Origin of the sequence: Leifsonia sp. NPDC102414, from assembly GCF_044765685.1 — a bacterium.
Classification (GTDB): Bacteria; Actinomycetota; Actinomycetes; order Actinomycetales; family Microbacteriaceae; genus Leifsonia.
In genome coordinates this window covers 238271-250118 of sequence record NZ_JBIWKN010000002.1, presented here as the reverse complement: position 1 = coordinate 250118, position 11848 = coordinate 238271, and the positions used below count along the sequence as shown (strand labels likewise).

Sequence of the window (11848 nt, the reverse complement as noted above, 5' to 3'; positions counted from 1 at the left end):
TATCAGTATGACGCGCCTGTTCCGCGGGGTGGAGCGGAAGTCGTGGGTTGCACGCTTTGTTTCTGCAACCCTGCTGCTCGTGACGGTGGTGCTCGGCTTCCTCGTCGTGAATGGTGAGCTCGCCGAGCGCTCCCATGTGTTCACGCCGACGGTGGCTCTGGTCAATGAGGATCTCCCTGCTGCGTTCAACGGCAAGGCGTATGCGTTCGGTTCGGACTTCGTCGACAGGGTCACGAAGGACTCCGAGTACAACTGGACCATTCTCTCCCGGCCAGTCGCTGAGAAGGCCTACAAGGATGGGTCCGTCGACGCGGCCATCTACCTGCCGCAGTCGTTCTCGCATGACATTCTGACGCTCCAGGAACTCGCCCCGACCAAGGCGACGGTCGAGTACAGGCTTCGACCACAGGTGGACGAGCAGTCGGACCGGCTGCTGCAGAGCAGGATCGTCGACATCGTCTACGGATTCAACCAGAGCGTCGTCAAGATGTACTACGCCTCTGTTGCCGACAACATCGCGGAAGCCGACGGCTACCTGAATGCCACCCTCGGCAACCAGGAAGCTCTCATCGCGGCCCTGACATCGGACGTCGAGGAGCCGTTCTCGGGAACGATGCCGGACTTCCACGGCTTCGTCTCGAGCGCCACCGGCCTCAAAGACGTGAACGCTGCAACAGTCGAAGCTCAGAACAGCCTCTCCGAGACGGTCACTGACACCCTCGCCCGCACCGGCGAGGCCTTTTCGAGCAAGCTGTACGAGATCGACGATCACGCGAAACGGCAGCGGGAGATCGCGCAGATCAACGCAGCCAACAGCAACACGAGGGTCACGGACCAAGCCGCCTCCGATCGAGCCTTCTACGGCGCGCAATTCGATGGGTTGAAAGCCAGCATCCTCTGCAGGCTGAGCCGGGCCGATTCCACCGAGGGCGCGGCTCCGTGCTCGGATGCGAACGGCACGGTTTCTCCGCACCTGGAGAGCCACCTTGCCTCGTTGCGACAAGCCATCACGGACTACGCCACGGACTACACCGGGGCGATCGACTCCCTGCAGACGACCATGCTGGGGATGCGGACCAGCCTGGACGACAGCATCACGAACCTGGAAGCGCTCGTAGCGCTGCTCGACCCCTCCGGCGACCCGACAGACGCGCCTGTCCAGCCTGGTCCTGGCGTTCCGACCGTTCCGACCGTTCCCCTCGTTCCTGCGATTCCGAATGGTCCGACTGTTCCCAGCATTCCGCTCGTTCCTGCTACACCGACCGTTCCGGGTGGTCCGGCGTTTGATCCGGCAGCGCTCGACACCCTGAAGGCGGACGTCTCATCTCTCAAGAGTGCGAGGGATGCGCTGAAGGTGGGCGACCTGCCTGCCCCGGCATTCGAGACCCATCTCGAGAATCTGGGCGGCTGGCTCGACGGGACACGCACTGCCGTTAAGGATTCCGTTCTCGAAGCGAGCGTGGTCGACGGTCTCGAGGTCAAAGACTGGACCGCCTACGACCCGGACAGTGCCGGGGTGTACATCGACAACAGTGACGCGCTGTATCTGAGCATCGCCGACCTGGTGACCCAGACGGCGGAAACCAGCGGACAACTCGCCGCCGACACACTGAACGTCCCAGACAACCTCCTCTTGTTCGAAGCGCTCCTGAACAGCGCAAACGCCACGTTCACTGGTGCCGAAGCGGTACACAGCGGGGTCAGTGGCCTGCTGTCGGCGGGCAGCACTGAGCTGGGCACGAGCCGGCAGTTCTACCGGAACTTCTCAACGGTCTTGGCCAACACGAGGACGCAGGGTGTCGACACCGGCAAGATCCACGACTTCTTCTCCGCCCCCATCGCCGCCAAGAACATCACCCCCGAGCGGGTCGCCGTCGCCGGCACCGTCGATTTCACCTGGATGCTCGTCTTCGCTGTCGGCCTGCTCGCTGGCGTTCTGGGTACGGCGCTCAGCCGCTCCTTCCGCACGAAGCCCAGGTGAGAGGCCGGGACGATGAGGCCGGGAGCGTGATTGATTTCGCCGCACCGAGGTGGAACGCTGAGTCCATGCACCGTGCCGGCTGGTCGTCCTTCGTGTTCCTGGTCGGCGCGCTGACCCTGCTGATCGGCGCGTTCACCACGCACCTGCCGGTCGAACTCCTCGTGCTGAGTGGCGCCGCGACGCTCGCCGGACTCAACAACCTGCTGCGAGCGCGGAGCGATCCCACCGCCCAGCCCGACCGCGTCGCGCGGGCCGACCGCGAAGCGCCGACCCTGCCGCCTCGATAGCGATCCTCGCCTACGGCCGTTCGCGCCCCTCCAGCTCGCTTGCCCCCACGTGCTCCTCCAGCCACGCCCCGAGCACTCGGGATGCGCGCAGTGCGTCCGCAATGTGCGCCACGACTGCCTTCGACCCGATCCACGCGGTGTCCGCCGGCCACTCGCGCCAGGTGGCCAGGTTCTTGCGGCGGAGCAGCTCGATCCGCGAATGCTCCTTCGGGTAGCCGCGCGGTGCAGTCTTCAGCGAGTCGTGGCTGACCACCGTCAGCCCACGTGCCTCGACCGCCGCGATCGCGTCCTCGAGGGCGGGGCCGCTTTCGTCGTCCGCGACGGCTGCGCGGTAGCGGTCGAGCTGGTCCGGCGCCATCGTGTGATAACCGGCTGCGACGCCGAGCCCCGACGCCGAGAACTGCACGTAGCCGCGTTCGAGAAGTGCGCCGATGTGCGTCTTGTACGGCGACTTGTCCTGACTGAACCGCACGTCGCGGTACGGCCGGAACACTGTCCCGTTCCCGAACTCGTCGGCAAGCTCGGCGAGCAGCGCCAGCATCGGCGCGAGCACCTGCGTCTCGTACACCTCCTTGTGCGACCTCCAGTACGCCTTCGAGTTGTCGGCCTCGAGCCCGAGGTAGAAGTCGGCTGCGGCGCGCGACCAGCCGGGGAACGCTGCCCTGGTCATCGCCGCGCTCGTTCTCTCGAAATCTGCATCCCGCGTCCTCTCGACACGACCATCCTGGCACCATCCGCACCCCGCCCTCCGCACCCCGCCACCCCCGGTAGACTGGTCGCATCCCCGCCACCGTCTCCCCTCTTTGGAGTGCCAGCGTGACCGACACCACCACCACGCACGTCGTCGACACCGTCGAGAATGCGATCGCCACTCCTGAGCGCGAGCAGCCCTTCGCGGCGCTCGGCCTGAAGGAGGACGAGTACGCGCGCATCAGGGAGATCCTGGGGCGGCGCCCGACGAGCGGTGAGCTCGCCATGTACTCGGTCATGTGGTCGGAGCACTGTTCGTACAAGTCGTCGAAGATGTACCTGCGGCAGTTCGGGCAGAAGGTCACGCCCGCCATGAAGAAGAACCTCATGGTCGGCATGGGCGAGAACGCCGGTGTCGTGGATGTCGGCGAGGGCTGGGCGGTCACCTTCAAGGTCGAGTCGCACAACCACCCCTCCTACATCGAGCCGTTCCAGGGCGCTGCGACCGGCGTCGGCGGCATCGTCCGCGACATCATCTCGATGGGCGCGCGGCCCGTGGCGGTCATGGACCAGTTGCGGTTCGGCGCCATCGACAACCCGGACACCGCCCGCGTCGTGCACGGCGTCGTCTCCGGGATCTCGTTCTACGGCAACTGCCTCGGCCTGCCGAACATCGGCGGCGAGACATACTTCGACCCGGTATACCAGGGCAACCCGCTGGTGAACGCCCTCTCTGTCGGCGTCCTCCGTCACGAAGACCTGCACCTCGCCAACGCGTCAGGCCTCGGAAACAAGGTCGTCCTGTTCGGCGCCCGCACCGGCGGCGACGGCATCGGCGGCGCGAGCATCCTGGCGTCCGACACGTTCTCTGCCGGCGGCCCGACCAAGCGTCCTGCCGTGCAGGTCGGCGACCCGTTCGCCGAGAAGGTACTCATCGAGTGCTGCCTCGAGCTGTTCCGCGACAAGCTGGTCGAGGGCATCCAGGACCTGGGCGCCGCCGGCATCTCCTGCGCCACCAGCGAGCTGGCGTCGAACGGCGACGGCGGCATGTTCATCGAGCTGGAGAAGGTGCTGCTGCGCGACCCGACGCTCACCGCTGAGGAGATCCTCATGTCGGAGAGCCAGGAGCGCATGATGGCCGTCGTCAAGCCAGAGCTGCTGGATGCGTTCCTCGCGGTCACCGCGAAGTGGGACGTCGAGACCAGCGTGCTCGGCGAGGTCACCGACACCGGCCGCCTCGTCATCAACTGGCACGGCGAGGAGATCGTCAACGTCGAGCCACGCACCGTCGCGGTCGACGGCCCGGTCTACGAGCGTCCGGTCGCGTACCCGGCCTGGATCGACGCCCTGCAGGCCGACAGTGCCTCGCGTCTCGCCCGCCCGACCAGCGGCGACGAGCTGCGCGACCAGTTCCTCGCACTGCTCGGCAGCGCAAACCTGGCCGACAAGGGCTGGATCACCGACCAGTACGACTACTTCGTCGGCGGCAACACCGCCCTCGCCTTCCCCGACGACTCCGGCATGATCCGGGTCGACGAGGAGAGCGGCCTCGGCTTCGCCATCGCCACCGATGCGAACGGCCGCTACTGCCAGCTCGATCCGAAGCAGGGTGCTGTGCTGGCCCTGGCCGAGGCGTACCGCAACGTCGCAGCATCCGGTGCTGTGCCCGCGGCGGTCACCGACTGCCTCAACTTCGGCAGCCCGGAGAACCCCGAGGTCATGTGGCAGTTCTCGCAGGCCGTCGAGGGCCTGTCGGATGCCTGCCTCGAACTCGAGATCCCGGTCACCGGCGGAAACGTGTCGTTCTACAACCAGACAGGCACCAACCCGATCTTCCCGACCCCGGTGGTCGGCGTGCTCGGCGTCATCGACGACGTGGCCCGCCGCATCCCGAGCGGCTGGCAGGACGAGGGCGACAACATCTACCTGCTCGGCGTCACCCGCGAAGAGCTCGACGGCTCCGCCTGGGCGGGCACCGTCCACGGGCACCTCGGCGGACGTCCGCCTGCGGTCGACCTCGCCGGTGAGCGCAACCTGGCCGAGCTGCTGCACGCCGCGTCGGTCGAGAGTCTCGTCGCGTCGGCGCACGACCTGTCGGACGGCGGCCTCGCCCAGGCTCTCGCCGAGTCGGTCATGCGCTTCGGCGTCGGCGCACGCGTCTGGATCACCGAGATCATGGAGCGCGACGGCGTGGATGCGGCGACCGCCCTGTTCAGCGAGTCGACGGGCCGCGTGCTGGTCTCCGTTCCGCGCGAGGACGACGTGAAGTTCCGGGGCCTCTGCGAGGGTCGCGGGGTGCCTGCGCTGCGCATCGGCGTCACGGACGCCGAGGTCGGCGCACAGCCGGTCCTCGAGGTCCAGGACCAGTTCACGGTCGGCCTGGAGGAGCTGCGTGGCACCCACCGCTCGACCCTCCCCGAGCACTTCGGCCCGGTCGTCGCCTGACGGCGGCGCCTTCTCGCACGATGTCGCGCCCGTCTCGCAGCTTCGACGAGCTGGTCGCTGAGGCGGCCGCCGTCGACGTGTCCGGCTGGGACTTCTCCTGGCTGGACGGCCGCGCCACCGAGCAGCGGCCGAGCTGGGGGTACGCCCGCCTGCTCGCCGACCGGCTGCTGGGTGCCCGTGCCGCGCTCGACGTGCAGACCGGCGGTGGCGAGGTGCTCGCGTCCGCTGCGCAGTTCCCGCCCGTGATGGTCGCGACGGAGTCGTGGGCGCCGAACGTCGCGGTGGCGACGCGACTGCTGCATCCACTGGGTGCTGTGGTCGTCGCCGACCCCGACGAGCCTCCGCTGCCGTTCGCCGACGCCGCCTTCGACCTGGTGACCAGCCGCCACCCCGCGACGATCTGGTGGGAGGAGCTCGCCCGCGTGCTCCAGCCGGGCGGAACGTACTTCGCCCAGCACGTCGGCCCGGAGAGCGCCTTCGAGCTGATCGAGTTCTTCACCGGGCCGCTGCCGGAGGCGAACCACCGCGGACGCCACCCCGACGACGAGACCAGGGATGCGCGTGCGGCAGGGCTCGACATCGTCAACGTGCGCACCGAGCGGCTGCGGATGGAGTTCTTCGACATCGGCGCTGTCGTCTACATCCTGCGCAAGGTGATCTGGTGGGTGCCCGACTTCACGGTGGACCGCTACCGCGACCGCCTGCTGGCGTTGCACGAGCTGATCGAGCGGGAGGGCGCGTTCGTGGCGTACTCGTCGCGCACGCTCATCGAGGCGCGGAAGTCAGTGGCATGACTCAGTGCAGCATCGAGCGTCTCGCGGGCCGCGACGCTGTGGTGCACCTGTTCACCAGCACATACACGACAGGGTCGACCCTCTACGTCGACGGCGGCTACGCCCTGCGCTAGGCGGATGTCGCGGCCGGCTACGCCGCCCGGTCCACCAGCTCCGCCTGCCGACGCGTGAACAGCCGCACGCGCTGCTGCGTCAGCAGGATGCCGGCGATCACCACCAGCGCGCCGACCGGCTCGTTCCAGCTCAGCGTCTCGCCGAGCACCAGGATGCCGAGCGCGACGCCGACCACGGGCGTTACGTAGGTCACCCCGGAGGTCGCCGTCGGCCCCCACGCGCGCAGCACGTTCATGTTCCAGATGTAGACCACGCCGGTCCCCAGAGCTCCGAGCGCGAGCAGACTGAGGAGCACCGGCCAGCTGAACGTGATCGGTCCCCAGGCGATGACGGGCGTCAGCAGCAGCATGACCACGGCGGCCACGCCGATGTTCATCACCGCGATGGTGGTGGCCGGCATGGCCCTGTGGCTGATGAAGCGGCGGATGTAGCCGAAGCTGAAGCCGTAGCAGGTGACAGCGCCGAGGCACGCGAGTTGCCCCCACAGGCTGCCGGAGAGCGCGGCGATCTGCCACGGACCGACCACGATCACCACTCCGAGCACGCCGATCGCCACGCCGAGGACCTGGTCTCGGTTCAGCTTCTCCACCCGGAACGCGACCGTGACCAGGATGGCCGTGGTGATCGGGGTGACGGCGTTGTAGATGCTCGCCAGGCTGGAGGAGACGTACTGCTCCGCCCAGGCGAACAGCAGATACGGGATGACGCAGTACGTGAGCGCTACCACCAGGAAGTGCAACCAGACGATGGGCTCGCGCGGGAGCCTGCTGCGGGTGATGATCGCGATGACCACCAGCGTGATCGCGCCGAAGACCAGGCGCGCCCACACCACCTGACCGAAGCTCACGCCCTCCAGCCCGACCTTCATGAACAGGAAGCTGGCGCCCCAGACGAGACCCATGGCGATGAACTGCAGTGCGACCTTCACGGTCCGACGCTATCGGTACCCGCCGACGCCCGCTGGCAGGAATCGGACGCGGCGCGGAGCGCATCCGCGCATCCCTGCCGGACCGGCGAGCAGACCGGGCTGTCTCCTGTTGGTATCGTGGCCGTCGAAGGGGAGGCAGACATGGACGTGGTGGCCGTACTGCAAGCGATCGGCGTCTGGGTGTGCCTGATCCTGGCACTCACCGGGCTGATCCCGGTCATCGCGGCGGCGGCGACGTTCGTCGTCATCCCGTTCCACGCGTTCATCAACCACTACGGCAAGGCAAAGCCGTACCTGCCGAGGGTGGCGATCGTGGTTCCGGCCTGGAACGAGGGCGCGGTGATCGGCGCATCCATCGACCGGCTGATGAAGCTCGACTATCCCCGTGAGGCGCTGCGCATCTTCGTGGTCGACGACGCGAGCACCGACCTGACTCCGGATGTGGTCCGCGAGAAGGAGGCTCTCTATCCCGGCAACGTGGTGCTGCTCCGCCGTGACAAGGGCGGAGAAGGCAAGGCGCACACCCTCAACCACGGCATCCGCGAGATCCTCAAGGACGACTGGATGGAGGCGCTCCTCATCATGGACGCCGACGTCATCTACCTGCCGGACTCCCTGCGCCGCATGACCCGCCACTTCGCCGACCCCGACGTCGGCGCCGTTTCCGCGTACATCCGCGAGGGCAGCAGCGACCGCAACTTCCTGACGAAGTTCATCGGCGTCGAGTACGTGCTGTCGCAGCCGGCAGCGCGCCGCGCACAGAACGTGATGGGTGCGCAGGCCTGCCTCGCCGGAGGCGCGCAACTGCACACTAGGGAGAACCTGCTCGCCATCGGCGGTCAGATCGACACGTCGTCGCTCGCTGAGGACACGATCACCACGTTCGAGACCCAGCTCAAGGGCCGCAAGGTCGTCTTCGAACCGCACGCCCACGTGCTCGCGGAGGAGCCGAGGTCGGTCGACGCGCTGTGGAAGCAGCGGCTGCGCTGGGCGCGCGGCAACGTGACGGTGACGGCGCGCTACAAGAACATCTGGTTCCGCCCCAGCGGCAACCACCACCTCGGCGCATGGACGTTCGGCATCGTCTGGTTCAGCCTGTGGCTGCTTCCGCTCATCATGATCGCGTCGTCGATCGGGCTGGCCGGGCTGCTTTTCCTGCAGCAGGACTTCGCGACCAACGTGTTCCGCGTGCTCTGGATCTCCGCGGCCCTCGCCTACCTGTTCATCCTGATCCTCGGCTCGATGACGGATGCGGCGACCAGCAGACGCGAGCTGGGTCAGATCCTGCTGTTCCCCGGCATCGTCAACATCCTGGTGATGCTGACGGCGCTGTTCCCGAAGGTGATGTTGGTGTGGCTGCCAGGCCTGTTCGGCGCCACCCTCAGCGGCGCGACCCTGTTCTGGCTGACGCTCGCCATCTACATCTGGATCCCGTTCTCGATGGTGGTCGCGTGGCTCGCGCGCACGGCGGACCGCACCCGCGCCGGCCGCTGGCTCGCGCCGACCTTGATCTACCTGGCCGGCTACGGTTCGCTGCTGTGCGCTATCACGTTCGACTCGTACCTGAAAGAACTCGCGCACGTCGAGGCGCGCTGGGACAAGACGGAGAAGGTCGGGCGGGTCGCGACGAACTGACGTGGCCGTCGCTGCGCGCGCGGACGCCGGCTACTCGACGATCGTGACCTTCACCGGGATGTTTCCGCGGGTGGCGTTCGAGTACGGGCACACCTGGTGCGCCTTCTCGGCGAGCAGGTCTGCCTGCTCCCTGCCGACGCGCGGGATGTACACGTCCAGCTCGACGGCGAGCGCGAATCCACCTTCGCCGTTGCCTCCGATGCCGACGCTCGACGAGACGGCGGCGTCGGTGGTGTCCAGCTTCTCGCTACGGCCGACGGCGTGGATGGCGCCAAGGAAGCAGGCAGCGTACCCCGCGGCGAACAACTGCTCCGGGTTGGTCCCCTCACCCGATCCGCCCATTTCCTTCGGCGGGCGGGTGTCGAAGTCGATCCGGTCGTCCTCGCTGCGGACGTGTCCGTCCCGTCCCCCACCAGTGGCGTGCGCGATTGCGGTGTAAGCGATATCCATGCCTTCAGCACACAGCAGCGCTCTGAACGGCCGCTGGGAGACCGGTGGGGTGGGTGGGTGTATGGCGTCAGGGAGCGACGGTGAACCGCTGTCCCGTGTACTCCTCCAGCAGCTCCCACACTCGCGCCCCGACCGTCCTGTCGCGGCTCGTGCGTGTGGCGAGCGCGCGGGCGGGTGCGCCCTTCGTCACCCAGCGCGGGCCGAGGAAGTCTCCGCCGCGCACCTCGGGGTCGAGCGCAGCGCGCACCGGGACCCAGGCACCGTGGTCCTTGCCCTGCGTCCAAGCGGCCTGGAGGTTGTCGGCGAAGCGCTTCGCCTTCGACGGCTGGTTCACGCCCCGGATGCCCGGGGTGCGGCCAGAGGTGGAGTACCCGGGATGCACGACAACGCTCGCGATGTCCTTCCCGGCCGCTCGCAGCCGCCTGTCCAGCTCGAACCCGAGCACCTGCGCCGCGATCTTCGACTGCGCGTACGCGTTCCAGGAGTTGTAGCTCCCGTCGAGCTGCAGGTCGTCGACCGGGAAGCGCGAGAGCAGGGTCGCCAGGGAGCCGAGCGTGACGATCCGCGCGCCCGGCGTGCGCTCGAGCACGGGAAATGCGAGAGCGGTGAGCTGGAAGTGACCGAGGACGTTGGTGGACAGCACGAGCTCGTTGCCGCGCGCATCCACTGCTCTGTCTGCCGGTGGATGCACGATGCCGGCGTTGAGGAGCAGCACGTCGACCCGCTCCCGCTGCAGGAGCGCGTCTGCGGCCTCGGTGACGGACCCCGCGTCTGCCACGTCGAGAGGCGTCGCCTCCACGCTCGCACCCGGGACGCGGCGGCGGATCGCCGACACGGCCGCCTCCGCTCGTTCAGGGCTGCGGCAGGCGAGCACCACGTGGGCACCCGCCGCTGCAAGCTGTTCGCTGGCGAAGTATCCGACGCCTGCGTTGGCGCCCGTGACCACGACCGTCTTGCCGTGCGCGTTCGGCACGGCGGCAGGGTCCCAGGTCACCTGGCGCTCTCTGTGGCGATCCGTTCGTGATGGTGGATGACCTCGGCGACGATGAAGTTGAGGAACTTCTCCGCGAATGCCGGGTCGAGGTGGCTCTCCTCCGCGAGGGCGCGTAGCCGTTGGATCTGCTCGCGTTCGCGTTCAGGATCGGCGGCGGGGAGCCCGTGCTCCGCTTTCAGCGCTCCGACCTGCTGCGTGAACTTGAAGCGCTCGGCGAGCATGTGCACGACCGCTGCGTCGATGTTGTCGATGCTCTGCCGGATGCTGTGCAGCCGCTCGAGCGCTTCGGCAGTGTCCTCGTTCTGACCCATTCTCCGACTTTATCCGACCCGGCACTGTGCCGCCGCTGGGATGCGCCCGGACTTGACGCGCGCCATTCGCCGCCTATACGTTAAAACACATTCAACATTTGTTGCACAACCGTACAAGAACGTTAAATAGTAATGCGGTATTTCATCATGATATAGGGGGTTCACATGGGCCAGATCAGTGTCACACCAGAAGAATTGAAGCAGCAGGCTCAGGTCTACACGCGTTCGAAGGAAGAGATCGAGCAATCGATCCAGAATGTGAACCAGATGAACTCGACCATTGCCGAGCAGTGGAAGGGCCAGGCTTTCCAGGCATATCTCGAGCAGTACAACCAGCTTCACGACAGCGTGAAGAAGTTCGAGGAACTGCTGGTCAACATCAATGAGCAACTCAACAAATATGCCGACACCATCGCCGAACGCGACGCGCAGGACGCGCAGAGCTTCGGCTTCTGAACCCGTTCCACACCACAGAGACACGATGCGACCACGGTCGCGTTTCCCGGCGCACAGCATCCTCGTGTGCACGCTTGCTGTCGCTCTGACAGTCGGCGCACACGCGGCGTCGCCCGCCACCGCCGATACCGACGACGACGCCGGGCGATTGGATCTGAACACCAACGTCCTGGTCAACGAGTCGGTCGGCACGGGCACCGCCGGTGATTTCGCCATTCGCGGCAGGCTGTTCTCGGCAGATCTCGCGGCTCGGGCACACGAGCAGCGAGAGGCCGACGCCGAACGGCTCGGTGTGGTCGGCACCGTGACGTTCGCGCCGTCCGGTGTCGTTGCCGGCGAACACCAAGCTGTGCGGGAAGCGCTGTTCGATGACTACTCCACGGCGGTGCTTTCCGAGGTTCGCGAAGCCCGCACGGAGTCTCCGGTCCTCTACGCCCTCGTGCTGGGGGCAGGCGTCCCACTCGTGCTGGTGGCGGGTCTGGTGCTGGGGAGGCTCTGGGCGCGACGAAAGCGAGCAGCTGCGTGATCGAGATCACCCTTGTGTTGCAGGGCAAGCAGATTGATCTGGTCGTGCCAGGCGAAGTCACGCTCGACAGACTGCGTCGGTTGATCGGAGCTGCCTTCGCCGAAAAGGGCCTGGTGCTGCCCGGCGATTTCTCCCTGGCGCTCGACGACAAGGCTCTCGGGCTGAGCGGCTCTGACGTGATCGCATCGTTCGGTGTCGGCAACGGTGATCGCCTGCAGATTATGACGAAGAGGTGAG

13 protein-coding genes are annotated in these 11848 nt (G+C 67.1%); 8 read left to right on the top strand and 5 right to left on the bottom strand.

Annotation, left to right across the window (positions count from 1 at the left end; all coding sequences use genetic code 11):
• The first annotated feature begins 7 nt into the window (after positions 1-7).
• On the top strand, positions 8-1981 hold the full coding sequence (locus tag ACIRCZ_RS09455; RefSeq protein WP_402852236.1) for a hypothetical protein: 1974 nt from the start codon (positions 8-10) through the stop codon (positions 1979-1981).
• A 65-nt stretch (positions 1982-2046) separates the two neighbouring features.
• Positions 2047-2268, top strand: coding sequence for a hypothetical protein (locus ACIRCZ_RS09450; RefSeq protein ID WP_055898215.1), 222 nt, complete (start codon positions 2047-2049; stop codon positions 2266-2268).
• A 10-nt stretch (positions 2269-2278) separates the two neighbouring features.
• Here ACIRCZ_RS09450 and ACIRCZ_RS09445 read toward each other — a convergent pair whose 3' ends face one another.
• Complete coding sequence (locus ACIRCZ_RS09445; RefSeq protein WP_402852232.1) at positions 2279-2938, bottom strand: DUF2461 domain-containing protein; 660 nt, start codon at positions 2936-2938, stop codon at positions 2279-2281.
• Between the two features lie 146 nt (positions 2939-3084).
• Here ACIRCZ_RS09445 and purL point away from each other — a divergent pair, with 146 nt between their 5' ends.
• Together purL and ACIRCZ_RS09435 are read left to right on the top strand one after the other, a co-directional pair.
• Positions 3085-5403, top strand: coding sequence for a phosphoribosylformylglycinamidine synthase subunit PurL (purL, locus tag ACIRCZ_RS09440; protein ID WP_055898224.1), 2319 nt, complete (start codon positions 3085-3087; stop codon positions 5401-5403).
• Between the two features lie 20 nt (positions 5404-5423).
• On the top strand, positions 5424-6197 hold the full coding sequence (locus tag ACIRCZ_RS09435; RefSeq protein ID WP_402852229.1) for a class I SAM-dependent methyltransferase: 774 nt from the start codon (positions 5424-5426) through the stop codon (positions 6195-6197).
• Positions 6198-6327: 130 nt separating this feature from the next.
• Here ACIRCZ_RS09435 and ACIRCZ_RS09430 read toward each other — a convergent pair whose 3' ends face one another.
• On the bottom strand, positions 6328-7239 hold the full coding sequence (locus tag ACIRCZ_RS09430; RefSeq protein WP_402852226.1) for a DMT family transporter: 912 nt from the start codon (positions 7237-7239) through the stop codon (positions 6328-6330).
• A 141-nt stretch (positions 7240-7380) separates the two neighbouring features.
• Between ACIRCZ_RS09430 and ACIRCZ_RS09425 the strand changes: the two genes are divergently transcribed.
• On the top strand, positions 7381-8874 hold the full coding sequence (locus tag ACIRCZ_RS09425; RefSeq protein WP_402853591.1) for a glycosyltransferase: 1494 nt from the start codon (positions 7381-7383) through the stop codon (positions 8872-8874).
• Between the two features lie 30 nt (positions 8875-8904).
• Here the strand turns inward: ACIRCZ_RS09425 and ACIRCZ_RS09420 are convergent, their stop codons facing one another.
• The 3 genes from ACIRCZ_RS09420 to ACIRCZ_RS09410 all read right to left on the bottom strand — a co-directional run bounded on the left by ACIRCZ_RS09420 (position 8905) and on the right by ACIRCZ_RS09410 (position 10629).
• A complete protein-coding gene (locus ACIRCZ_RS09420; RefSeq protein WP_055898238.1) occupies positions 8905-9324 on the bottom strand; it encodes an organic hydroperoxide resistance protein in 420 nt (139 codons plus the stop codon).
• Between the two features lie 67 nt (positions 9325-9391).
• On the bottom strand, positions 9392-10318 hold the full coding sequence (locus tag ACIRCZ_RS09415) for an SDR family NAD(P)-dependent oxidoreductase (protein ID WP_402852222.1): 927 nt from the start codon (positions 10316-10318) through the stop codon (positions 9392-9394).
• Entirely contained in the window at positions 10315-10629 is a 315-nt protein-coding gene (locus tag ACIRCZ_RS09410) for a chorismate mutase (RefSeq protein ID WP_055898246.1), read from the bottom strand. Before ACIRCZ_RS09410 ends, ACIRCZ_RS09415 begins: the two co-directional genes overlap by 4 nt.
• 165 nt (positions 10630-10794) lie before the next feature.
• Here ACIRCZ_RS09410 and ACIRCZ_RS09405 point away from each other — a divergent pair, with 165 nt between their 5' ends.
• From ACIRCZ_RS09405 to ACIRCZ_RS09395, 3 genes are all read left to right on the top strand, one after another.
• The gene (locus ACIRCZ_RS09405; protein ID WP_402852218.1) at positions 10795-11085 is read left to right on the top strand and encodes a WXG100 family type VII secretion target; all 291 of its coding nucleotides are present in this window, start codon (positions 10795-10797) and stop codon (positions 11083-11085) included.
• Positions 11086-11233: 148 nt separating this feature from the next.
• A complete protein-coding gene (locus ACIRCZ_RS09400) occupies positions 11234-11611 on the top strand; it encodes a hypothetical protein (RefSeq protein ID WP_402852214.1) in 378 nt (125 codons plus the stop codon).
• On the top strand, positions 11608-11847 hold the full coding sequence (locus tag ACIRCZ_RS09395) for an EsaB/YukD family protein (protein WP_055898255.1): 240 nt from the start codon (positions 11608-11610) through the stop codon (positions 11845-11847). Before ACIRCZ_RS09400 ends, ACIRCZ_RS09395 begins: the two co-directional genes overlap by 4 nt.
• The last annotated feature ends 1 nt before the right edge of the window (position 11848 follow it).